General features: G+C 43.9%; 21 protein-coding genes and 2 rRNA genes. 9 read left to right on the top strand and 14 right to left on the bottom strand.

The features are described from left to right. Nucleotides 1–8: 8 nt before the first annotated feature. The 13 genes from ABIM45_06365 to ABIM45_06305 all read right to left on the bottom strand — a co-directional run bounded on the left by ABIM45_06365 (nt 9) and on the right by ABIM45_06305 (nt 14933). Nucleotides 9–992, bottom strand: a complete 984-nt coding sequence (locus ABIM45_06365) for a hypothetical protein (GenBank protein ID MEO0239527.1) — start codon at nt 990–992, stop codon at nt 9–11. A 64-nt stretch (nt 993–1056) separates the two neighbouring features. Continuing rightward, entirely contained in the window at nt 1057–2766 is a 1710-nt protein-coding gene (locus tag ABIM45_06360; protein MEO0239526.1) for an ATP-binding protein, read from the bottom strand. 1 nt (nt 2767) lies between these two features. Then, entirely contained in the window at nt 2768–3451 is a 684-nt protein-coding gene (locus tag ABIM45_06355) for a response regulator transcription factor (protein ID MEO0239525.1), read from the bottom strand. 11 nt (nt 3452–3462) lie between these two features. Continuing rightward, nucleotides 3463–4485 carry a GntG family PLP-dependent aldolase gene (locus ABIM45_06350; GenBank protein ID MEO0239524.1) on the bottom strand — a complete coding sequence of 341 codons (1023 nt, stop codon included), beginning with the start codon at nt 4483–4485 and terminating at the stop codon, nt 3463–3465. A gap of 9 nt (nt 4486–4494) precedes the next feature. Continuing rightward, nucleotides 4495–5202, bottom strand: a complete 708-nt coding sequence (rph, locus tag ABIM45_06345) for a ribonuclease PH (GenBank protein MEO0239523.1) — start codon at nt 5200–5202, stop codon at nt 4495–4497. Nucleotide 5203: 1 nt separating this feature from the next. Then, on the bottom strand, nt 5204–6811 hold the full coding sequence (gene argS, locus ABIM45_06340; GenBank protein ID MEO0239522.1) for an arginine--tRNA ligase: 1608 nt from the start codon (nt 6809–6811) through the stop codon (nt 5204–5206). Further along, entirely contained in the window at nt 6783–7163 is a 381-nt protein-coding gene (gene rsfS, locus ABIM45_06335; GenBank protein MEO0239521.1) for a ribosome silencing factor, read from the bottom strand. The genes argS and rsfS overlap by 29 nt, the downstream gene beginning before the upstream one ends. A gap of 1 nt (nt 7164) precedes the next feature. After that, nucleotides 7165–8820: a DNA repair protein RecN gene (gene recN / locus ABIM45_06330; protein ID MEO0239520.1), complete on the bottom strand. Its 1656-nt coding sequence runs from the start codon at nt 8818–8820 to the stop codon at nt 7165–7167. Continuing rightward, complete coding sequence (locus ABIM45_06325) at nt 8820–9647, bottom strand: NAD(+)/NADH kinase (GenBank protein MEO0239519.1); 828 nt, start codon at nt 9645–9647, stop codon at nt 8820–8822. The genes recN and ABIM45_06325 overlap by 1 nt, the downstream gene beginning before the upstream one ends. Continuing rightward, a complete protein-coding gene (gene secF / locus ABIM45_06320) occupies nt 9644–10549 on the bottom strand; it encodes a protein translocase subunit SecF (GenBank protein ID MEO0239518.1) in 906 nt (301 codons plus the stop codon). The genes ABIM45_06325 and secF overlap by 4 nt, the downstream gene beginning before the upstream one ends. An 11-nt stretch (nt 10550–10560) precedes the next feature. After that, complete coding sequence (gene secD / locus ABIM45_06315) at nt 10561–12111, bottom strand: protein translocase subunit SecD (GenBank protein ID MEO0239517.1); 1551 nt, start codon at nt 12109–12111, stop codon at nt 10561–10563. Nucleotides 12112–12152: 41 nt separating this feature from the next. Further along, nucleotides 12153–12863 (bottom strand): hypothetical protein, encoded by a 711-nt coding sequence (locus ABIM45_06310; protein MEO0239516.1) that lies wholly within the window; start codon nt 12861–12863, stop codon nt 12153–12155. A gap of 3 nt (nt 12864–12866) precedes the next feature. Then, complete coding sequence (locus ABIM45_06305; protein MEO0239515.1) at nt 12867–14933, bottom strand: PBP1A family penicillin-binding protein; 2067 nt, start codon at nt 14931–14933, stop codon at nt 12867–12869. A gap of 293 nt (nt 14934–15226) precedes the next feature. On the opposite strand from ABIM45_06305, the gene ABIM45_06300 reads away from it, so the two are divergent. From ABIM45_06300 to rsmA, 9 genes are all read left to right on the top strand, one after another. Further along, nucleotides 15227–18261 (top strand): 23S ribosomal RNA (locus ABIM45_06300). 30 nt (nt 18262–18291) lie between these two features. Next, a 5S ribosomal RNA gene (rrf, locus tag ABIM45_06295) occupies nt 18292–18408 on the top strand. Between the two features lie 22 nt (nt 18409–18430). After that, nucleotides 18431–18829, top strand: a complete 399-nt coding sequence (locus ABIM45_06290) for an SH3 domain-containing protein (GenBank protein ID MEO0239514.1) — start codon at nt 18431–18433, stop codon at nt 18827–18829. Continuing rightward, entirely contained in the window at nt 18830–18955 is a 126-nt protein-coding gene (locus ABIM45_06285; protein ID MEO0239513.1) for a hypothetical protein, read from the top strand. Beyond that, the gene (locus ABIM45_06280; GenBank protein MEO0239512.1) at nt 18934–20013 is read left to right on the top strand and encodes an NAD(P)/FAD-dependent oxidoreductase; all 1080 of its coding nucleotides are present in this window, start codon (nt 18934–18936) and stop codon (nt 20011–20013) included. The genes ABIM45_06285 and ABIM45_06280 overlap by 22 nt, the downstream gene beginning before the upstream one ends. Then, complete coding sequence (locus ABIM45_06275; protein MEO0239511.1) at nt 19985–20704, top strand: geranylgeranylglyceryl/heptaprenylglyceryl phosphate synthase; 720 nt, start codon at nt 19985–19987, stop codon at nt 20702–20704. Before ABIM45_06280 ends, ABIM45_06275 begins: the two co-directional genes overlap by 29 nt. Next, nucleotides 20697–21374, top strand: a complete 678-nt coding sequence (locus tag ABIM45_06270) for an HD domain-containing protein (protein MEO0239510.1) — start codon at nt 20697–20699, stop codon at nt 21372–21374. Before ABIM45_06275 ends, ABIM45_06270 begins: the two co-directional genes overlap by 8 nt. 9 nt (nt 21375–21383) lie before the next feature. Next, complete coding sequence (rho, locus tag ABIM45_06265; protein ID MEO0239509.1) at nt 21384–22688, top strand: transcription termination factor Rho; 1305 nt, start codon at nt 21384–21386, stop codon at nt 22686–22688. Nucleotides 22689–22691: 3 nt separating this feature from the next. Beyond that, nucleotides 22692–23483, top strand: coding sequence for a 16S rRNA (adenine(1518)-N(6)/adenine(1519)-N(6))-dimethyltransferase RsmA (gene rsmA, locus ABIM45_06260; protein ID MEO0239508.1), 792 nt, complete (start codon nt 22692–22694; stop codon nt 23481–23483). Here rsmA and ABIM45_06255 read toward each other — a convergent pair. Then, a complete protein-coding gene (locus ABIM45_06255; GenBank protein MEO0239507.1) occupies nt 23430–24653 on the bottom strand; it encodes a CinA family nicotinamide mononucleotide deamidase-related protein in 1224 nt (407 codons plus the stop codon). The two genes, rsmA and ABIM45_06255, sit on opposite strands and share 54 nt — an antisense overlap. Nucleotides 24654–24661 lie beyond the last annotated feature (8 nt).

Genomic DNA, 24661 nt, shown 5'->3' with positions numbered 1-24661 from the left:
TTTACCTCCTAAAAACTGGCGTTAAAAGTGAGTTTTGCATATAAGTCATTTGTGATGTTTCTGTTGTCATACATTGCATAAGCTATGTTGGGGGCGATGGAGACATTTTTGATGATTTTGTAGGAGATGCCTGCGTACAGTATGTTAGCCTTTGAGAGCTTGGAAAGGGGCATGTAGGCGATTTTATTGGCTTCTGGGTTGGCCTGCATCAATCTATCGTATCTTAAGTAGACCTCCATTCTTCTTGTGATTTCTTTGACAGCGAAGATTGATGCGAATCCCTGCTTATCATTACCTTTCTTATAGTATGCAAACTCCATTCCTGTTCTGAAGGTGGGCATCTCGTAGCCTATGAAGGGTCTTAGGAGGAGTCCAGTGTTTGAGTCGTCAATTAATTCATAGCGTCCTGAAAGATCAAAGGTTAGACCTTCGAAGGGTTGAATTTTGATACCAAAATAGTTATTTAATTTATTCTTGCCACCTTTTGCGACTAACAGGTTAAGTTCTGCTATGGATTGTTTGAAATTCGCTGAAACTCCAAGGTCTCTGGATGAAACAACCCTCTGGAAATCGAGAAGGGTCTTTTCTACCGGCCTTAACCCCCAAATCTTCTCTGGAGTTTCGAGGATAATGGTAGGTTGCACACCAAAAGCAAACTTTACATTTCCAATTTTATAAGATAAGTATGCATCTTTGAGGTAAGGAGCCAGTTTTGTTTCGGGTGTTTTATCAACGTTGGGACTTTCCATTTCAAGCCTCACTCTCACAGCCGCTATCTCTTCGATCTTCTTGTCGAAGGTTAAATTGATTCTTCTTATAAGAAACCCATACTTTCCCTTTAAGGTGTCAATGTTGGATTGGTTGATGTAGTATATGTCTCCAAACATCACTCCGGAGACCTTTACTGCGTCCTGGGCTTTGGCAGTTTGGGCCCCGAGAAGTATTGTCAGGGCCATTATTACCCACAGTTTTACTGTTTTTAGGTTTGGCATTTTGCCCCCTTTTGTTAGCGTTAAAATTATGGAACGGGAGTGTTAAGGAATTGTTAAGATTGGGTTAAAGGGGATTAACCTTAGGAATAGTAACTGTGAAAGTGGTTCCAAGCCCCACTTGACTTCTTACGTCTATCCTTCCCTTTAGTGCTTGGACTGCATGTTTCACTATGGCAAGACCCAGGCCAAAACCTGCTCCCCTTGACTTATCAAGGGTAAAGAACCTCTCAAAAATTCTCGGGATTAGGTTCTCCGGGACGCCTGGTCCCGTGTCGGAAACTGTTATTTTGAGCTCATCTCCCTCCTTTACCACTTCAAGTTCCACCCCTCCTGTTTCCGTAAATTTCACGGCGTTGTCAAGGAGATTTACGATGATCATTTTGAGTTTTTCCGGGTCGGTCTTTACCGTTTCAGTGTCCGTTTTGATAGAATAATGGAATTCAAGACCTTTTTTAGAAGCGACATGCTTGAAAGGTGTTATTATGCTCTCTACAAATTCCTTAAGTTTTAACTCTTTTACTTCCACCTCAGGAAGGTTTTCCACTTTTGACAGGGTGTTAAGCTTTGTTATCAGTTGTGAGAGTTCATCAACGGCCTTTAAAATGTTTTCAGTGTAATAGTTAATGTTTTCATCCTTGCACTCTTCGAGAATGGTCTCTCCGTAGCCTTTAATGATGGTAAGGGGGGTTTTGAGGTCATGGGATACGTGGGAAATTAGCTCTTTCTTTACCTTTTCTTTTTCAAAGGCATCCGTAACATCAATGGCGATTAAGATTACTTGGGGAAGGTTTCCCACTCTTTTCAAGTAAACCTGGTAGTATTTACCCTTCCATTGGGACTCATATTTTAACCCCTGGGTCTCCGATTCTTTTAATACTCTTCTTGCCTGCCTCAAAATTTCAAGGGATAAAAGGTCTGTTTTCTCTTTCTCATCTGCAAAAAGTGTTTTAAAGGGCAGGTTGGAATATAGGATGTTAAGTTTACTGTCGATTATTCCCACGGGAAAAGGTATCGTCTCAAGGATCGTTTTTAATTTTTGTTCAGTATCTTCGAGGACTTTTTGTGTTTGAGAAAGCTTTTTCACCATTTCATTGAACTGCTCAGCCAGCTCTTTGAGTGGGCCCTCCCTTTTCCATAGTATTCTTACACTGAAATCATTTTCTGAGAGTTTTTTAAAGGCCTGCAGAAAACAGGATATATCCTTTCGATAAGCTGAATCCAGGACGGTTAAGATGATAAATGCGATTATGGTGAAGGTGAAAATAAAGAGGATGTAGGTCGTTTTCAGTTTTTTGTAGGTATCTACGAGTCCACTTTCATACTCACTCACTCTTACTACACCTATGATGGTATCACCTTTTCTTACGGGAACTGCGCAGTATAGCATTCTTTTCTTTAGGGTTTGACTTTCCCTTTGAGAAAATCCGATTTTGCCCCTTAATGCCTCCGACACCTCGGGCCTCCAGCGGTGATTATCCATACGTGCCGGGTTTTCCCGTGAATCGAAGATTACAACACCACTGGTGTCAATGAGTGTAATTCTATTTCCTGTTAGAGAGTCGAGATAAATTAGATTTTGGAACAGCCCTTTATTTTTGTCATTGGGAAAAAGGTATTGACCTTCTTTTTGAATGATTGAAAAGGCGAAATTCTGAAGGCTTTTCTGTTGTAAAGTTTTTATCCCCTTTTCTAATAGGTTTTGAGAGAAAAGAAGGAGTCCAAAAAGAATTAGCAAAGTGGGTAAGAGAATGTAGAGATATAGCTTTCTGTACAAGCTATTTTGCCTCTATCTTATATCCCAATCCCCTTACGTTTTTTATGTACGCACCGAGTTCCCCCAGTTTCTTTCTCAAGTTTGAAATATGGGCATCGACGGTTCTTTCAAGGGTATCCTTTTCAAGCCCCCAAAGTTGAGATAGGATTTCTTCCCTGGAGAAGATTTTACCGGGGCGGGATGCAAGAAGGCTCAGAATTTTAAATTCCGTTGCTGTTAGCTTGAGTTCTTTGCCTTTTAAAAACACTTGATTGGAATCTAAATAAATAATGAGGTCCTCACCATAAGTTATTACCTCAGTAGGGGTTTTTTCATATCTTCTTAAAACACTTTTTACCCTTGCTACCAGCTCCCTGGGAGAAAAGGGCTTTGTTACATAATCATCAGCCCCCATCTCTAATCCCAGTACCCTGTCTGCTTCCTCAGCCCTTGCAGTTAACATGATGACTGGTATGTCCTTGTATCTTTCATCACTTTTAAGAAATTTTAACAGTTCGAAACCATCCCAGTCGGGAAGCATTATATCGAGGATTATTAAATCGGGATAGTTCTTCTGTTCGAGGTATCTCAAGAGTTCCGATCCAAAGGAGAACTTGTGGACTATAAAATTGAATTTGGCGAGGTTGTGAGCAACCAGTTCCCTTATTTCTTTCTGGTCTTCAATGATGGCTATGTGTTTTGACATCGTTAACTAAACTAAGCTTTAAAATTCTCAAGGGCCTTTATAAGTCTGTCAACGTCTTCTTCGTTTACGTCTTTGTGAGTTACAAACCTTATTCTACCAGGCCCAAATTGTAGTGCTAAAATTCCTTGTGATTCGAGAAAATTCAATATTTTCTGAGGATCCAGTTTTGTTTCAACTATTACAATGTTTGTTTCCACTTCTTCGGGGTTTATTTTCAAGAAGGTGAACTTTAAAAGGCCTTCGGCAAGCCTTTTCGCATTTTTGTGATCTTCATCAAGCCTGTCAATCATTTTATTTATAGCGACAATTCCACAGGCTGCAAGGATTCCCGCTTGCCTCATTCCCCCGCCGAGGAGTTTTCTAACCCTTCTTGCCTTCTCAATGAATTCTTTCGAACCGCATAGTATTGAGCCCACGGGTGCTGACAGCCCTTTAGAAAGGCAAAACATTAAAGAATCGAGGTGTTTGGTGTATTCCTTTACATCTACTTTAAGAAAAGTGCAAGCGTTAAAGATTCGCGCACCATCCATATGCAAAGGCAGCCCGTATTCCTTGCAAATTGCAGAAACCTCTGCAACATAATCAGGAGGAAGTGCTTTTCCTCCCCAATAGTTGTGGGTGTTTTCAAGGCAAACCAAAGAGGTGCCCGCCCTGTGCAGTTCTTCCTTTCTTATTGCCCTTTTTATGTCTTCGGGATCAATTATGCCCCTGTTGGATTTCAGGGGCCGGGGAATTGCCCTCGAAATATAGGCGATGTGCCCTACTTCACTGGTATAGATATGGGACATCTCTTCGAGAATCACTTCCGTACCGTCCCTTGCCCACACCCTTACTGCTATGGCATTTCCCATGGTACCCGATGGAACAAAGAGGGCGGCTTCGAACCCCGTTTTCTCCGCTGCCAGCCTTTCCAATTCTTTGACGGTAGGGTCATCCCCGAGAACGTCGTCCCCAAGGGGCGCCTTCATCATCGCCTCGTACATTTCCTTTGTAGGCCTTGTTACTGTATCACTTCTAAAATCTGAAATCTTCATGTTTTTCTCCTACCTTACTCCCAGTACTTCCTTTTCTTTCTCAATGATTTTTTTGATCCCCTCAAAGGCGATATCCAGGAGTTTTTCCAATTCCTCCCGCGTTAAAGGCCGCTTTTCAGCAGTGCCCTGTATATCTATAATTTTCCCGCTTTCCGTCATTGTGACATTTAAATCAACCTCTGCCTGGGAATCTTCCTCGTAGGATAGGTCTAAATGGAACTCACCGTTCACAATTCCCACGGAAACTGAGCCTATAAACTCCAGAATGGGGTTTTCACTTATTACCTTTTGTTCCATTAGATACCTTATAGCGTCGTATAAGGCGACAAAGCCGCCGTTTATTGCAGCGGTTCTGGTTCCTCCGTCAGCCTGTAAAACATCGGCATCAATGATGATAGAGATGTTTGGAATCTTTGAAAGATCCACGGCTCCCCTCAGACTCCTCCCGATTATCCTTGATATTTCGATAGAACGGGAATCCAATTTTCCAGTACGGGATTCCCTCGGTTTTCTTTCCTGGGTCGATCTTGGCAGCATGCTATACTCTGCGGTAATCCAGCCCTGCTCCGCACCCTGTAGCCAGTTGGGGAGTTTGGTTTGCACCGAGGCGGTGCAGAGTACCATCGTGTTCCCCATCTGTACAAGGCAGGACCCTTCAGGGTTTTTGAGATAATTTCTTGTAAAACTTAAGGGCCTTAATTCAAGGGGTTCTTTCATTTTACATCCTCTCCGGTGCTTCTATACCTAAAAGTTCAAGGCCATTTTTCACAACAGTTTTAACTCCAAAAGAGAGTAAAAGTCTCGCATTACTAAGTTCTGAATCCTCAGTTACAATCCTTATCTTCTGGTAATAACTGTGGTATAGTTCTGAAAGTTCGAGGAGATACCTTACAAGAAGGTGAGGCTCTAAACTTCTGCAGGCGCTCTGGATAACATCCGGGTAGAACATGATTTTCCTTAAGAGGCTTCTTTCTTCCTTTTCGGTAAGGAGGGATGGATTGCCCTTTTCATAGGATAACCCTTTCTCTTTACCAAAATCCAGAAGACTCTCGATCCTTGCATGGCTATACTGGACGTAATAGACCGGATTTTGGACGCCGATGGATTTTGCCAGTTCTAAATCAAAATCAAGATGGGCGTTTACCGTTCTGGTGAGGAAGAAAAACCTTGCCGCATCTACACCAACTTCGTCAATGAGATCGTCCATGGAGTAAATTTCGCCTTTTCTCTTTGACATTTTGACCTTTTCCTGTCCCCTCACTAAATTTACCTGCTGGGCAATAAGTACCTTAAAGTTTTCCACATTGAATCCCAGTGCCTTTAGTCCAGCCTGCATCCGTGGTATGTAACCATGATGATCGGGCCCCCAAATGTCGATGAGGATGTCGTAGTTTCTGTCAATTTTATGAAGGTGGTAAGCAAGATCGAAGAAGAAATAGGTAGGTTCACCGTTACTCCTTATAAGGACCCTATCCTTATCGTCACCGAAGGCCGATGATTTGAAAATTGTAGCGCCATCTTGAGTGTAAGTTAGTCCCGAATCTTCAAGGATCTTCATGACTCTCTTAGGGTATTCAGAATTCCTGATTTCCGTCTCAAATACAAAGCGATCAAACTTAACCCTGTACCTTTCCAGCGTCCTTTTTTGCCAGTTGTGGATGTACTCGACGGCAAATCTCCCGTAATCACCAGAAAAGTTTGTTTCCAGGATAGCCCTTGCGATATCGTAGATGTATTCACCATGATAACCATCTTCAGGGAATTCAAAGGGAAGCCCTTGAATCTCACGAACACGGGCCTCTATGGACTTTCTAAGCCTTTCTATCTGGCCACCTGCATCGTTGACATAGTACTCTGAATCCACAAGGTAGCCACAGGTACTCATTATCCTTCTTAGTGAATCACCCACAGCGGCAGCCCTTGCGTTAACTACCACCAATGGCCCTGTGGGATTTGCGGAAACGAATTCAAGATTTACTTTTCTTTGGTTACCAAGGTTGTTTCTCCCATAATTTTCGGGATCTTTAGAAAGGTCGTTTAAGAGTTCTCCAAGGTGTTTTTGAGATACCTTAAGGTTTAAAAAACCCTTTGCTATATCTGCCCTTTCAAGGAGTTCGAATTCAGACAATTCGCGTAGAATCTTTTCCCCCAGTTCAACGGGATTCTTTTTTAGTTCCTTTGCCAATCTGAAGAGAATGTTTGTGGAATAGTCACCGAAGTCCTCTTCTGGCGATTCTTCCAAATAGAAATCGATTTTTAAACCGAAACTTCTCTCAATTATTTCCTTTAGTTTTTCTTCAATCCTCTCTCTTAAAAGTTTCTTCATAGGTCCACCTTGGTGCATCACTCCAGAGTTCCTCAAGTCTATAGAACTCCCTTGCCTCCCGGAGCATGATGTGAATTATAAAGTCTTCATAGTCGAGAAGCACCCATCGGGCATTTCTGAAACCTTCCGCATGGTGAAGGTGAGCACCGATTGCAGCGAGTTCCTCTTCTAAGTGTCTTCTTAAAGCGTTCATATGCTCCTTAGAATTTGCAGTGGCAATAATGAAGTAATCTGTTATCTGGGGAAGGAATTTACCCACTTCAATTACCTTTATTTCCTCTGCCTTTTTGTCAAATAAAACTTTGCAGGCGTGTTTTATGAAAAGGCTAAACTCTTTTTCCTGGTTTGCCATCTTACCCCCTGATGCTCTTTAAAAATTTTTCTGCGTACTGAAGAGATTCCTCTGTAATTTTTTCGCCTGATAACATCCTGGCAATTTCTCTGACCCTTTCCTGCTCATTGAGTTCTCTGATTTTGATACGGGTTTTATCCCCTTCCACTGTTTTTTCCACGATAAAATGTTTTTCTCCAAAGGCTGCAATTTGTGGCAAATGGGTTATCGCAATGACTTGCCTCTTCTGGCTGATTTCTTTCATTTTTCTACCCACCTTTTCGGCAACTTTGCCTCCAATGCCCGTATCTGCCTCGTCAAAGACCATCGTAGGTACGTTTACAAGGTCTGCTAAGACCCTTTTGATGGCAAGCATAATTCTGGAAAGCTCACCCCCTGAAACGATTTTGGATAGGGGTTTTGGGTCTTCACCGGGGTTTGTGGAGATGTAGAATTCAACAGAGTCTTTTCCAAGGTGGGATATCTCTTTCTCCAAAATGTTAACTTTGAATTTTGCCCTTTCCATCGCAAGGTCTTTCAGTTCTTCTTCGATAAGTCTTTCCAGTTCTGGTGCGGCTTTTACTCTTGATTCGTGAAGGATTTCTGCCTGCTTCTTCACTTCTCTTTCCAGATTGGCAATTTCCCCTGTCAAGGCTTCTATCTCTTTGTCGTAATTTTCAATCTGGCTCAGTTCCTTTTTCAAAAATTCCTTCTCTTCTATGAGCTCTTCAATGGTTTTCCTGTACTTTTGTTTGAGATTTTTCAAAAAGGTAAGCCTGCTCCTTAACTCTTCCAGTTCCTCGGGATTCAAGACTAATGAATTTTTGTACTCCATCAAAAAACGCCAAATCTCCTGGAGTTTATCGGTGAGGTCATGGAGTGTGTTAACTCCTTCGATTAACTTTGCATCTATACCTGTTAATTCTTGAAGGTTTCTAATAGCCCTAAAGATCTTTTCATAGGCCGAGTCTTCACTTTCGTAGAGTTCGAAGGCCGATGCGGATACGTTGGATTGCAGTTTTTCTATATTTGAAAGAATCCTTAGCCTCTCTTCTAATTCCTCTTCTTCGCCTTCCTTTAGATTTGCCTTTTCCAGTTCTTCGAGCTTAAATCGGTAAAACTCTTCTTTCTCCTGTGCCTCTCTTTGCCTTTTCCTCAGATTTTCAAGCCTTTCCTTCGCATCGAGAAGGGCATTGTAAAGTTCTTCCATCTTTTCCCGTTCTTTAAGAATTCCAGCAAATCCATCTAAGTAATCGATGTGCTTTTGAGGGTCTAAAAGGCTCTGGTGTTGGTGCTGACCGTGTAAGTCAATCAAATGTTCAGTGATCTCTTTCAAGAAACTCTGGGTCACAGGGGTCATATTGATGTAGATTTTTGATTTCTTCGTCTGTGGGTTTAGTACTCTCCGAACGATCATTTCATCGTTTACCTCAATGTTGTTCTCCTTCAAGATATTTTTTTCCTCTTCAGAAAGAGAAAAAACAGCCGTAATTTCAGCTTCTTTTTCGCCCATTAGGTCCCAATCGATTTTTTCACCAAGGGCAATATTGAGGGAACCAATAATGAGGGATTTCCCCGCACCGGTTTCGCCTGTGATCACATTGAATCCTGGGTGAAATTCCACCTCAAGATTTTCCACTAAAAGGTAATTCTTAATAGACAGCCTCTGGAGCGCCATTATCCCCAGTAAAGTTTTCTTTTGAGTACTTCAAAATAGCTTAGAGTACAAGGCGTTTTAACAATTTTAACCTTTTCAGGATTTTTTGTTAGGGTTACCTTTGCATTGGATATTGGTATAGTCTCCTGTCCGTCGGCAGAGACTATCATCTCTTCAGTTTTTGAAGAAACTTTCACTTCAATAAGGCTATCGGCTGGTACCACGACGGGTCTTAGGGATAACTTATGGGGGCATATAGGTGTAATCACAAAGGCATCCATGGTAGGATAAAGGATGGGTCCGCCCGAAGAGAGGTTGTAGGCAGTTGAACCTGTCGGTGTTGACACTATGAGGCCGTCTCCTCTAAAGTCGTAGAGTTTTTCGTGATTAACATGCACCTCAACGGTCATCATCCTGGAGGATCCAGTTACGTTAAAGGTAACATCGTTTAAAGCGATCAAAGTTTTATCGGTCAATTTGGCCTGCAGTACCGTCCTTTCTTCCGAGGTCCAGTTTCCTATTTTTAAATTTTCAAGGGCTGTATGGAGATTCTCTTCACCGTATATAGTGAGGAATCCAAAGGTTCCAACGTTTACGCCCATTATTGGTTTTTCAATGAAAACTCTTGCGGTTCGGAGAAAGGTACCATCCCCTCCAATTGATACGACAATGTCCGCCCTTTCTTTTATAGTAAGTTCGTCAGCATAGGTAAGGTCCACAAATTCCTGTAGATGACTTTTAAAACCATCCCAGATTACAACTTCAGATACGTTAAAATGGTTTAAAATACACCTTATAACTTTGTCAATGCCGGTTTTGTAAGGGTTTCCAGTGACTCCTACTATCAAGCCTTTTCCTTTTTCAGGGAGGCTTTGTACCAGTCAGTGACAATGGATGCGACAATTCCTATGGAGGAGTAGGTACCAACGATGATACCAATTGTAAGAATCAGGGCGAAATCAAAGATTGTGGTGCCGCGGGCAAAAATGAGAATGGTAAAGAGTGGGAAAAGTGTTGTAAGGGAGGTAATTATGGTACGGGAAAGGGTTTCGTTAATACCAGAGTTAAATATTTCTTCTAATTTATTTCTGGGAATTACTTTGCCAAAGGCTCTTAATTTTTCCCTTATTCTATCGGCTACCACGATGGAGTCGTTGATAGAATAACCAATAAGAGTAAGAATGGCCGCCACTATCGGAACAGAGAATTCCCTGCCAAGAAGAGTGAATATTCCAAGGGAGATTATAGTGTCATGGAAAAGTGCTAAAACTGAGGAAACTCCAAATCTGAAATCGAAGCGGAACCATATGTAAATGAGCATTAAGAGCATCCCTACAAGCACCAGGGTAATAGCCTGCATAGTGAGTTTCCTTCCTATGGAAGGCCCTACCATTTCTGTTCTTAAAAGGGAAATGGTCGTATTAGGATGTGCGGATTTTAGTGTGTTTACTATTTCGTCTGGTGAAATTTGCTCGCTGGAGAATTTGAGGATAAACATTCCGGGTTCGCCGAAGGTCTGAACCTCAGTCTTGTATCCTTTAGACGCAAGAGTAGACCTAACCTCTTCGATCTTTAAGGCAGGCTCTGTTTTTACTTGTAGTAATAATCCTCCTCGGAAGTCAACACCGTAATTAGGGCCACCCTTCACGATAAGTACGATGATACTCAGAAGGACAAGGGCCCCTGATAGAAAGTACATGTATTTCCTATTGCCTATAAAATTGATTTTAGGATTTCTAAAGAATTCCATTGCAAGCTCCTTTATATGCTTAGTTTTTCTATCTTTTTAACATTGACAAGGTAATCAAAGACTATTTTTGAAGCAAAGATTGCGGTAAAGAAGTTGGAAAGGATACCTATGGACAAAACGGTTCCGAAACCTTTGATAGGGCCCGTGCCGAATCTCAAGAGCACAAGGGCTGCAATTAGGGTAGTGAGGTTTGCATCCAGAATGGTGATCGTTGCTTTGGCAAACCCTGCTTCTACTGCAGCCTTTACACTTTTACCTGCACGAAGTTCCTCCCGAATTCTCTCGAAGATAAGTACATTTGCGTCAACCGCCATACCCACAGTAAGGATAAGACCGGCCATTCCAGGAAGGGTTAAAGTTGCCTTGAGGGCAACCATAACGGCCAAGATGAAAATGGTGTTGAGAAGTAATGCAAGATCAGCAATTAGACCGGCTAATTTATAATAAATTAACATAAATACCACAACTATTATGAAGCCTATGAGAAAAGCCTTTAATCCTTTTTCTATTGAATCTTTTCCAAGAGTTGCTCCAACGGTGCGCTCTTCAACAATTTTAATTGGTGCTGGTAGTGCACCGGCCCTCAGAATAATTGCCAGTTCCTTTGCTTCGTCTATGGTAAAGTTTCCTCTAATTATTGCATCACCTGTTGGGATTCTTTCCTCTATCACAGGTGCGGACTGAACTACACTGTCGAGAACTATTGCCAGTTGTTTTCCAATGTTCGCCCCTGTCACAAAGGCAAATTTTGTGGCGCCCTTTTTATCAAAATGGATTTCAACAATGGGTTTTCCGGCATAAGCGGGATCCTGTCCCTGATAGATGGTGTGCCTTGCACTTTTTAAAGTCGCGCCAGTTAACTCCGGTTCCTTCTTGACGAGGTAAATTGGTCTTATCTTTTCTCCATCTTGAGTTTCGGTTGTTCTTCCAAATAGAAATTGGTAGTCAGGTGGAATAACTGCCTGCACCTCCGGAAGGTTTATGATTTCTATAAATTTGGCGGCATCTACTTCTCTTACTGCAACTCCACCTTGGTAGGTAACGATGATGTCTGTGAGATAGGTTTTTGTGGTATCGCCCTTCCAGATTTTTTGTAAAACATCATCTATATTTTTTATTGTTTGTTCTAAAACCTTTTGGTCTGCAACCAGTTTAAACTCAAGAAGTGCCGTTTTTCCAATGAGTTCCTGTGCCCTTTCTCTCTCGAGAACACCGGGAAGTTGGAGGATTATTCTCCCTTCTTCTGTCTTTTGAATTACAGGTTCCGCGACCCCCCACTGGTCTATACGATTTCGAATTATTTCAAGGGCTCTATCTTCTGCACCCTTCGCCTCTTCTTCTGTAAGTTTCGATTTGTCCACTTCGAGAACCATGTACATACCACCCTGAAGGTCCAATCCCAGATTGAGAGCCTGTTTTTTGAGTTTAGAGATGTATTCTGCTGACAAGCTTTGTCTTTCAGAAGGAGATAGCGTGTAATAGCGGAAGGTAGGCCAAAGGGTCCACAGGGCTATCCCCAGGACAAACAATACCAACAAACCTCTATATAAAATACTTCTCACAAACTCCTCCTTGATTCGAAGTCTTTCAAATTATAAGTCCTTCAAAATGTATATTCAATTCCTGATGTGACCAAATAACCAAGGTTTTGAAGATACCTGATGGAAAGAGCTGGTTTGATATAGTTGTTTGCAGAGATTCCAGCGAAATACTGGTCTGGATTCTTTGAAAAGCCAAGAGAAAGGCTTAAAAACGGCAATATTTTAAACTCCTGGCTCAGGGAGAGGGTTCTTTCATTACTGTAAAAAATATAATCAATAAAAGTTCGGCCAATGGATTCATTTAGCACAGCAAAGAGGTTTAAGGTGCTCTCTGATAAGTTCTTTAAGAAGGATGCCCCGAAAGTTAGGTCTTCTGAGCTCTTTGAAAAAGCTAAGGCACCGTTTAATTGGCGAGAAACAAAATTTTCATAAACCCTCTCATTTATGGAAACGGACAGGCCAAAATCAACATCCTTTAGTTTCCTTGAAAAACCAAAGGCATAAAATTTTTCGTTAAGTTCTTTTGTACCTGCATAGCACATTCCAAGGGCAACTTTTTTATGGGAGAAAGAGAGGCTATAAAGTTTGAAGGATTCTAAGAATGTGTAGGAGGCTAAAGACAATTCTAACTTTGTTTTTTCTCCAAGAAGCGAAGGATTAAAGAATATTGTGGAAGAATGGTCCAGAAGTGATGAAGGATTAGATGCAAAAAGTTGAGAAGAGACAGGGAAAAGGCTGAAATAACAAATAAAGGCAAGGATTGACAAGAACATTTATCAGTGTTTAGATTCTTCTTCCCTTAGTTTTTTGATCTTTTCTCTCGTGGGTGAAGGTGCGTGGATTTTGCAAAACTCGTGAGGTTCATCTCCACTTCTGAAAGGTTCGATATGGGTCTTAGGACAATATTGAGTGGCAAGGAGCCCTGATTCATCACAGGTTTCGGCGAAAACAATCCCAGGTGGTACAGGGAAATCCCTTGTTAGTGTATCTTTGAGTATTTCTTTCATATATAAAGTCCATATGGGCAGAGCAAGGGCAGCACCCGTAGCATTTTTAAAAATTGTTCTAACCGAGTCATAACCTACCCAAACGGTGGTAAGGATGTCCGGTGTAAATCCAATGAACCAGGTATCTCTGAAATCGTCAGTGGTTCCTGTTTTGCCGGCGGCAGGCCTCGACCAGCCGTAGGCAGTGATAGCCGGAAGGGCTGTACCCTCTGTGAAAACTGACTTCATTAGATTGATTAAAATATAAACTGTGGTTGAGTCAAAGACTTGAGTTGCCTGTGGCTTATTTTCTTCAAGAACTACACCTGCTTTGTTAACTATTTTCCTTATAAAATAGGGCTTTACTCTTTTTCCGTAATTTGCAATTGTGCAGTAAGCCGTTGTTAACTCCATAGGAGAAACCGAGATGCCACCAAGGGCGATGGAAGGATACGGTGGTATTGTTGTCTTAAAACCACATCTTCTTGCATAGGAAGCAACGGCTTCAGGGCCCACCTGAAGTATTAAGTCCACCGTGGCGAGATTTCTCGAAAGGGCGAGAGCCTTCCTAATAGTAATCTCACCGAGATAGGTGTTGTCAAAATTCTTGGGTCTCCACTCGTACTCCTTTCCCTCGTAGAGCACTATGGGAGCGTCGTTTACCTTGTCAGAACCGTAATAACCGTTGTCTATTGCAGTGAGATAGACAAAGGGCTTGATGGCAGAACCCGGTTGCCTCAAGGCCTGAGTGGCCCTATTAAATTCACTCTCGCTTCTGTCTCTACCTCCAACAAGGGCAAGAATTTCCCCTGTGTTTTGATCGATGGTTATCAAAGCCCCCTGGAGGTATGGCGTTTGGTCAGTTGGTTCAATTTTTTTGAAGTCTTTTTTTGCTGGTTTTAGTTTGTATGCGGTTTCAAAGTAGTCTAACATTGCGGGTAAAATTGAGTCTGCAACCCTCTGATAGTCTAAATCCATCGTCGTGTAGATTTTTCCGCCACCCTTGTAAAGAAAGTCCTCGCCATATCTTGATATTACATAATTTCTAACCATATCCATAAAGTATGGCCCTACAACCCCTGTAGACGTTGCGGATGCAGGGTTTATTTTGATTTCTGTTTTCAGTGCTTCTTGGTATTCTTCTTCGGTGATAAAACCTTCTTCTTTCATTTGTTTTAAGATTAGTCTCTGCCTTTTAATTGCCCTTTGATAGTTGGAAATGGGTGAAAAGAGTTTTGGTGATTTCGGAATTGCAGCAAGAAGGGCACATTCTGCAAGATTCAAACTATCAACAGGTTTTCCGAAGAAATACTTGCTTGCAGTTTGCACACCGTAAAGGCCGTTTCCAAAGTAAATAACGTTCAAGTATTTCTCAAGGATTTCCTGCTTGGAGAAGGTCCTTTCAATTTTGATAGCAAGGAGTATTTCCTTAATTTTCCTTACTATTGCCTTTTGAGGAGTCAGAAACATATTTCTTGCCAGTTGTTGTGTTATTGTTGAAGCACCTTGCACGGGCCGTAAGGAAATAATGTCCACAATGGCCGATTTAAAAAGTCTCACGATATCAATTCCGTTGTGCTGAAAAAACCTTTTGTCCTCGATAGCAATAAAAGCGTTAATTAGATTACGGGGCACCTTTGAGAGTTTGACTGCCTCACGTTTTTGAAGGTAAAAGGCATGAACAAATCTACCCTTTCTATCGTAGACCTCTGTAGAGAGACTCGGCTCGTATTTTTCAATTACATAAGGTGAAGGGGTAAATTTCCAGAATATAGCCAGAATAACAATTCCGATGAAAAGGGCAACACCGAAAATTTTCAAGCTCAAAAGAAAGGAACTTTTTACAATATCCTTCATGGTAAAATTTTAAAGCATGGCTTAAAAAGTTAAAATTTGGACACACGGGGAAAAAGTGTAAAAGATTTTCGCAGTTTGGTATAATAACTTTGATGATACCCGTTTGACTGTTTTTGTTAAGTTTTGTTTTTTCAAGGATTTGCAAAAAACTTGACAGAACAGGGGCACTATATTAATATATTAACACTTGCAAACGAAGGGTATTTTATCGCCCCTTGACATTCCAAGGGGGAGCGGGTATAATTTACCTACTTACAAATCTGCTCTTTGAAAACAAAGTGGTTGAGGTAGGTGGCTAAGATAGTAAGGGCACCTGGTGGATGCCTCGGCACCAGGAGGCGATGAAGGGCGTGGCAAGCTGCGATAAGCCCGGGGGAGGCGCAAGCAGCCTTTGATCCCGGGATGCCCGAATGGGGAAACCCGGCCACCTTAATAAGTGGTCATCCCCCTTATGGGGGGAGGCGAACCCGGGGAACTGAAACATCTCAGTACCCGGAGGAAAAGAAAGCAACCGCGATTCCCTGAGTAGCGGCGAGCGAAAGGGGAACAGCCTAAACCGTCTCTGTGCCAAGCCCGTGGGCGTTGCAGAGACGGGGTAGTGGGACACAGTCGGGCTCTGCCACGGCGGAGCCGGGAAGTTACAAAACTCCCGCCTAGCCGAACTACCTGGAAAGGTAGGCCATAGAGGGTGAAAGCCCCGTAGGCGAAAGGTGTGGAGTCTTCCTGGACTGTGTTCCCGAGTACCCCGGGACACGTGGAATCCTGGGGGAATCTGGGTGGACCACCACCTAAGGCTAAATACTCCCTGGTGACCGATAGCGGACTAAGTACCGTGAGGGAAAGGTGAAAAGAACCCCAGTGCGGGGAGTGAAATAGAACCTGAAACCAGGTGCCTACAATCAGTCGGAGGGTCCATTTAACTTCCCTTCGGGGAGGTTAAATGGCCTGACGGCGTGCCTTTTGCGTAATGAGCCTGGGAGTTACCGTCGCCGGCGAGGCTAAGGCCCTCTGGGCCGGAGCCGTAGCGAAAGCGAGTCCGAATAGGGCGTTAAGTTGGCGGCGGTAGACCCGAAGCCGGGTGATCTACCCATGGCCAGGGTGAAGTCACCTTAACCGGTGATGGAGGCCCGAACCGGTGGACGTTGAAAAGTCCTCGGATGAGCTGTGGGTAGGAGTGAAAAGCTAATCGAACCCGGAGATAGCTGGTTCTCCCCGAAATAGCTCTAGGGCTAGCCTCGGGAATGAGTGTTGCGGAGGTAGAGCACTGGATGGGGTAGGGGGCAACCCCGAACCCAACCAAACTCCGAATGCCGCAACATGCTTCCCGGGAGTCAGGCAGTGGGGGATAAGCTCCATTGCCGAGAGGGGAACAACCCAGACCGCCAGCTAAGGTCCCAAAGTGAAAGCTTAGTGGTAAAGGATGTGGGGGCGCTTAGACAGCTGGGATGTTGGCTTAGAAGCAGCCATCATTTAAAGAGTGCGTAACAGCTCACCAGTCGAGCGCCCCTGCGCCGAAAATTTAACGGGGCTAAGCTTTCCACCGAAGCTGCGGGTTGTCACCTTTGGGTGACAGCGGTAGGGGAGCGTTCCCTGCGGGCTGAAGGTGGTTCGCGAGGACCGCTGGACTGCAGGGAAGTGAGAATCCAGGCATTAGTAGCGATAACCTCCGTGAGAATCGGAGGCGCCGAAAGTCTAAGGTTTCCACCGGAAGGCTCGTCCGCGGTGGGTTAGCCGGCCCCTAACCTGAGGCCGAAAGGCGTAGGGGATGGGAATCCCGTTAATATTCGGGAGCCAGCTTGGTGGAGCCTGGGGGGTGACGCAGTAGGGAAAGGCCAGCGCCCTGGTGGCTTAGGGCGTCTAAGCCTGTAGGAGGCCTCTCCAGGGAAATCCGGAGGGGCGGGTTTAAAGACCCAACTCTGAGAGGCGATGGGGATCCCCCTTAACGGGGGAGAACTGGTCTGGACCATGCTGCCAAGAAATAGCCTCGCAGGCGTTGAAACCAGGCTGACCGTACCGCAAACCGACACAGGTAGACGGGCAGAGTATGCTCAGGCGCGCGAGAGAATTCCCCCTAAGGAACTCGGCAACTTGGCCCCGTAACTTCGGGAGAAGGGGTGCCCCAAGTACGTGAAGGCCCTTGCGGCTGGAGCGGAACGGGGTCGCAGCGAAGAGGGCCTGGCGACTGTTTACCAAAAACACAGGAGTCCGCGAACTCGTCAAGAGGACGTATGGGCTCTGACGCCTGCCCGGTGCCGGAAGGTTAAGGGGAGGGGTGCAAGCCCCGAACCGAAGCCCCGGTAAACGGCGGCCGTAACTATAACGGTCCTAAGGTAGCGAAATTCCTTGTCGGGTAAGTTCCGACCTGCACGAATGGCGTAACGACTGGGCCGGTGTCTCAGGGGGAAGCTCGGTGAAGTTGTAGTGGTGGTGAAGATGCCACCTACCCGTGGCAGGACCGAAAGACCCCGTGGAGCTTTACTGCAGCCTGGCGTTGGGTCTTGACACTTCATGTGTAGGATAGGTGGGAGCCTGTGAAGCCTCCTCGCCAGGGGAGGTGGAGGCGCCGGTGAAATACCACCCTTGAAGTGTTGGGATCCTAACCCGCCACTCTGGATCGAGTGGGGGGACAGCGCTTGGTGGGCAGTTTCACTGGGGCGGTGACCTCCTGAAGGGTAACGGAGGTGCCCAAAGGTCCCCTCAGCACGGACGGTACCGTGCGTGGAGTGCAAGGGCATAAGGGGGCCTGACTGTGAGGCCGACAGGCCGAGCAGGTGCGAAAGCAGGGCCTAGTGATCCGGTGGTCCCATGTGGAAGGGCCATCGCTCAGCGGATAAAAGTTACCCCGGGGATAACAGGCTAGTCGGGCCCGAGAGTTCACATCGACGGCCCGGTTCGGCACCTCGATGTCGGCTCACCCCATCCTGGGGCTGGACAAGGTCCCAAGGGTTGGTCTGTTCGCCCATTAAAGGGGTACGTGAGCTGGGTTCAGACCGTCGTGAGACAGGTCGGTCCCTATCCGCCACGGGCGTAGGGTACTTGAGGGGGGCTGCCCCCAGTACGAGAGGACCGGGGTGGGGAGACCTCTGGTGTACCAGTTGTCCCGCCAGGGGCAGCGCTGGGTAGCCATGTCTCCAGGCGATAACCGCTGAAAGCATCTAAGCGGGAAGCGCGCCCCAAGATTAGGTACCCCGTCAACCGGTAACCTGGCGCAAGCTGGGTTATACGGTTGGCTAAGGCCCCCGGAAGACTACCGGGTTGATAGGCCGCAGGTGTAAGTCCCGTAAGGGATTGAGCCGAGCGGTACTAATAGGCCGAGAGTCTTAGTCACCTACCTCAACCACTTTTTGTCTTATTTTTCCCGGGCTGCCATACCGGAGGGGAAACACCCGGTTCCATTCCGAACCCGGAAGTTAAGCCCTCCAGGGCCGATGGTACTGCACCCGCAAGGGTGTGGGAGAGTAGGTCGCAGCCCGGGTTTAATATTTCTCTTTTATTTCATGAAACTCTTTAAAGACGAAGATTTTTATTTCAGGCAACCCAAGGGTTTTACCTGGAGAGAGGACAAATATTTCAAATACTTCAAATATGGAATTTGGGTGTTAACAATTTTCTTGATGGTCTGCTCTTTGCTTAGGAAGCCTTCCATATATGAGAAACCGGGTACAAAGATGGCTTTTGCCCCCGAAGTGAAGAAGGACATGGAAAAATACGCCCTTACCGTGCCGTTATACTCAAAACCTGATAAAGGGTCTGAAATTACGAAGAATTACACGAATCCTAACGAGAAATTCATTTTTCTTGGCCGTTCAAAAGGACAGTGGATAAAAGTTTTGGATGAAGATGGAGATTCGGGTTGGATTAACTCCTTTTTGCTCCGTTTTGCTCCAGGAAAATAGATGATTTCCCTAAGGCAAGCTTATGATGTAATCGTTGTTGGAGGAGGTCCCGCGGGAAGTTCCACATCCTTTCATCTTGCGGACCTTGGTAAAAAGTACTTGTTGTGGAAAAAGATCGGGAAGTAGGAAGAAATGTACTTTGTGCAGAGGGTATCTCAAGAGGATTTTACGAAATCGTTAAACCAGAACGTGGAGTCGCGTCAGAGATTAAGAAGATCAGGATTCTTGTCGAAAACGAAGTTGATTTTACGCTCCTTTCAAAGAGCTCTTTTGGTTATATCTTAGAGCGAAAAATCTTTGATAGGTTGCTTTTCGAAAGGGCTGTTGAGAAAGGTGCAGTACCATTAATTAATTCCAAATTTTTTGACCTTAAGAAAGAAGGTAATTATTATCGGGTTTTTGTAAATCGTGGTGGTCAGATATTAGAGTTTCTTTCTCAGTATGTCGTGGGTGCAGATGGTCCCGGCTCCGGAGTCGGGCTGAAGGCGGGTATGAGGGCCGAATTAAGGCAGGGTTTCACGCACTATTGCTCTCAGGTTTATCTTTACGATAAAAGTATTGAAGAGGATAGAATCGTTTTTTACTATTCTGAAGCTCTTACTCCAGGTGGGTATGGATGGGTTTTCCCTAAGAAAAAAGGGTTTGCCAATGTGGGTGTAGGCGTTGATACTTCATGGGATTCTGCTGAAGCGGGTTTAAAACTTTTCCTTGAAAAGTACTTTCCCAATGGAAAAATTCTTGGGGCATTGCGAGGCGTTGTTCCTTGGGGAGGAATGGATGAGGTGCTCTATAAAGATGGTGTTTTCCTTGTTGGTGATGCTGGTAGATTGGCAGACCCTATGTCCGGTGGCGGTATAGCCAACGCTTACCTATCAGGGAAAATTGCTGCTGAGTCCATAGCAACGGATTCTCCGGAATCGTATCCCGAAAGCCTTAAAAAGGTTCTGAGTCGGGATTATTATATTTCAACTACGGTTAAAAAGGTTTTTTACTCGCTTAAACGGGACGAGCTTGTGGAAATCTTTAAGGATTTAAAAAGGTCTCTTGATGGGCAATATTTAGAGGACATTAATGCTGTCTCAGCTTTAAAGATGGTCTTAGGTATTTCCCCAAGAATTTTTGGCATTTTGGTTTCCCATGGAGGTAGTAAGTTAAATGAGTTTGTACGAAAAATTATTTCTTGAGGGCGAGAAAAAGAAGGTATTCATCCTCTTAGATCCTGATAAAGTGGATGATGAAAAAGTATCCCAGATCCTTTCTAAGTATGAGGATGAAGAAAAGGTAGTGGGTTTCTTAGTGGGGAGTAGCCTCTTAGTAAGGTCAGATATACAGGATTTCGTGAAAAAGTTGAAAGGAAAAACAAGAAAGCCTGTTATCCTTTTCCCTGGGTCTCACTGTCAGGTAGTGGAAGGGGCTGATGCCATTCTCTTTCTTTCTCTTTTAAGTGGAAGGAATCCTCAGTATCTAATTGATGAACAGGTAAGGATGGCCCCCCTCGTGAAAAGTTACGGTATTGAGCCTATCCCAACGGCTTACCTTCTCTTCGATTCTGGCAAAACGACGACGGTTGAATTTGTTACGGGGACAAGACCTCTACCAGGGGATAAGGTAGATTTGGCGGTGGCACACGCCCTTGCAGCAGAATATCTTGGGTTTAAATTGTTATATTTGGAGGCAGGTTCTGGTGCCCTAAATCCGGTGCCCGGTGAAATTGTAAGGAGTATTAAGGAGAACGTTAAAATACCAATTATTGTGGGAGGAGGATTGAATTCAAAGGAAAAAATTATAAACGCCTTTGATAGTGGCGCAGACTTTGTAGTGATTGGAAACAAACTGGAGGAAGATCCAGAATTTTTGAGGAGGATATATGGTTAAACTGACTTATCAAGATTTGCTTAATGACGAAGAAGTTGTTACTTATATAAAAAAAGCGGATGCTCAACTGGAAGCGATGGGCTACACAGAGCATGGACTCAGACACGTAACCTGGGTGGCAAAAAGAACTGGTCAAATTCTCGAGTCACTGGGTTATAATGAGGATCTTAAAAGACTTGGCGAAATTGCCGGACTTCTTCATGATGTAGGGAACCTTGTGAATAGGGAACACCATGCACAGGTTGGGGCTGTGATTGCAGGAGACCTTTTAAGACGCCGAGGGTTACCAGTGGAACAGGTGACCGATGTTATGATGGCGATTGGGAATCACCACGAGGAGGATGGTTTTCCTTCTTCGGTGCTTTCTGCTGCCCTGATACTGGCTGATAAGGCTGACGTCCACAGAAGCAGAGTAAGGAAAATGGGAAATATCTGGGAAAATTTGAAGGTGGATATTCATGACAGAGTCAATTTTGCTGCTACCAGTTCAAAAATCTTAGTAGACCCTGAAAAAAGGGTTATAACCTATGAAATTGAAATTGATACCAACATTGCGCCGGTCTTGGAATTTTTCCAGATTTTTATGTCAAGGGTAATGGTCGCCCATCGGGCAGCTAAGACTCTCGATGCAGTCTTTCATCTTTATATTAATAACACGCCAATGATTTAGGAGGGGAAAATGTTTGAAGCGAAGGAGTTGGAAAAGAAAAAGTTGAGTGAACTTTACGAAATAGCTAAGGAACTTGCCATTGAAAATTATGAAGAGATGAGGAAGAAAGAACTCATTGAGAAAATTCTCGAGCGTCAAGCGGCACTGAATGGTATAAAGTATTGTGAAGGGGTGCTTGAAATCATTGAACAGGAAAAGGAAGGAGAAAAGGGCAGAAAGTCTATTTTTGGATTTCTCCGAAGAAAGGAAAAGAACTACGCTCCCAGTGATGACGACATTTACGTTTCCTACGCTACCATCAAATCATACGGGTTAAGGGAGGGTGATCACATTGTGGGCTATGCCAAAAAACTTAAGGAAGGCGATAAGAGCATGGCCCTTACACAGATCGAAAGAATTAACGGTAGGCTTCCGGATGAATTAAAATCAAGGCCTCAATTTGAAGAATTGGTACCTTTCTATCCTACAAGGAAATTTAAGCTTGAGCTACCTAATGAAAACGATATTTCAATGAGAATTGTTGACCTTTTTGTGCCTATTGGAATGGGGCAGAGGGGTCTTATCGTTTCCCCTCCAAGGGCAGGTAAAACGGTGCTTTTGCAAAAGATAGCCAATTCCATATTGAAGAACCACAGGGATGAGGTCAAGCTCATCGTACTCTTAATTGACGAAAGACCTGAAGAAGTAACAGATTTTAAAAGAAATGTAGATGCAGATGAAATTATAAGTTCTACCTTTGATATGCCGGCAGAGAGGCATACAAAAGTCGCTGAGATCGTCCTTGAGAGGGCAAAAAGGCTGGTGGAATTAGGAGAGAATGTGGTCATTTTGCTTGATTCTTTAACCAGGCTTGCTCGGGCATACAATGTGGTTACTCCCCATTCAGGAAGAACCTTATCTGGTGGTATAGACTCCACTGCCCTTGTTAAGCCAAAGAAGTTTTTCGGTGCTGCAAGGAATATAGAGGGTGGTGGTTCTCTCACAATTATTGCAACCGCTCTAATTGAAACGGGTTCAAAGATGGATGAGGTGATTTTTGAGGAGTTCAAGGGAACAGGAAATATGGAGCTGGTTCTTGACCGTAGGCTCGCGGATAGGAGGATTTTCCCTGCTATAGATCTTAACAAATCGGGTACGAGAAGGGAAGAGCTACTATTGGATAGTGAGGTTTTAAAACGGATATGGGCTATTCGTAAAGTACTCTCAGAGCTGGATCCCATTGATGCCATGCAAAGGCTCCAGAGCAAAATGCAGATCTTTACAAACAATGCCGAGTTTATCGAGCATGTGTACGATGAGTTTGTTGAGGTCTAATTGATGCCCCATAGAAAATTTTCTCAGGTTTTTCTCACCGACACCTATATTCTCAAGAAACTTGTTGAAACTGCTAAAGTTAAGGAGGATGAGTGGGTACTGGAAATCGGACCAGGAAAGGGATACCTCACAGCGGAGTTATTGAAAGCTGGAGCAAAGGTCATTGCTATTGAAATCGACGAAGAACTTTTCCGCTATTTGAAAGGGGAATTCGTCCTTTTTCTGGATGATAGACTTTTCCTCTACAATGCGGACTTTTTGAAGATTAATTTGAAGGAACTTTTTGAAAAATTAGGAATTTCTGAGACCAAAGTCATTTCTAACATACCCTATCACATAACTACGCCCATACTGGAAAAGTTAATTTACTCGAGAGACTATTTTCCCGAGATTTACCTGACCGTTCAGCGGGAGGTCGCGGAAAGGATTGTTGCACCGCCAGGTAACAAGGTTTACGGTTCTCTTACTGTTTTCGTTAACCTTTACTATACCCCATCTATAGAATTTAACATCTCAAGGTTTTGCTTTCACCCGGTCCCCCTTGTAAACTCGGCATTCTTAAAGCTTTTAAGGAAGGAAGAAGTTATTGATAGGAGAGATCTTGAGAGGTTCGTTCGAAGACTCTTTGAGGGCAGGAGAAAAAAAATAAGGACCCTCTTAAGGGCAATGGGGTGCTATAATCCGTCCTTAGAGCCTGTATTTTCGAATTATTTGGATAAACGGCCAGAGGAGCTATCCATTTCAGACTTTGAAAGTATTTTCCGGGAATGTAGTTCCCTCAAGAATAAGGTTTAATAAGTAAAGGGATTCCAAGGCACTTTTCATTTTTATTTCAATGCGTGTGCCTCCGAAGATTCTTTTGAATACATAGGCTACTTCCTTTGTTGCGATTCCGATAAAGACAAGCCCCACTGGTTTTTGGGGTGTACCCCCTGTAGGTCCTGCGATTCCCGTTATTGAAATTCCAAAGTCAGTTTCGAAGAGGCTCTTAACATTTTCAGCCATGTGATAAGCGCACTCTTTTGAAACGGCTCCATAATCTCTTATGATCTCTTCTGGTACATTAAGGATTTTAATTTTAGCTTCGTTGGAATAAGAAACAACTCCCCCCATGAAATACTCAGAACTGCCTGACACGTTTGTTATAAGATTCCCTAAAAGTCCCCCTGTGCAGGATTCCGCTGTTGATAAAGTAAGCTTTCTCTTCCTTAATTTTTCTCCGATGACTTCTTCGATGTTTTTGGTGCCGGTGGCGTATACGTTCTTACCGAGCTTAGAAACCACACGTTGTGAGGTCTGTTCGAGCAAACTGGCATTCTTTGATCCTAAGAATATATCCACACCCCTTATATCGGGGTAGAGACCAGAATCTACCGCGTCGAGTTCTTCTTTGCATTTTTCGAGAATTTCATTCTCCTTTAATCCAAAGGTTCTGATGTAGTTCCAGTAATAGTTAGCTTTTTCTAATTTCTGGAGAAATCCGCTCAAAATCTCTTTGGCTTCGGGTGGTGGACCTGGTAGAAGTATTATGGTGGTATTATTAACTACAGTTTTTAGGCCTGGTGCGATGCCTCGAGGGTTATTGAGTATTTCAAAACCTTTTGGAATTAGGGCATATTTTTTTAGATTTTCCGTTTCTGGTATATTGTATTTTTTGAATTTTTCTTTTAGGGAGTCATACAATGTCTCAGAGAAAACTAATTCGAGGTTGAGGGCGCTGGCAATTGCCTCTTTCGTAACATCGTCGTGGGTTGGACCCAAGCCACCTGTGATGACAAGAAGGTCAATTTTGCCTAAGTAATTCTGGATTTCTTCGGCTATTAAGTTTTCGTCGTCTGGTAATACTATGTTCTTTTCAACGGGAATGCCGCTTTCCAGGAGTATTTTTGATAGTTCCTGTAGGTTTGAATTGAGGAATATGCCCCTTAAAAGCTCGTTACCGACATTGAAGATTATCGCTCTCATAATAAGAA

Source organism: candidate division WOR-3 bacterium (assembly GCA_039803545.1).
Classification (GTDB): Bacteria; Hydrothermota; Hydrothermia; order UBA1063; family UBA1063; genus UBA1063.
The sequence above is the reverse complement of the archived record's forward strand: the minus strand, read 5'-3'. Positions and strand labels throughout refer to the sequence as shown.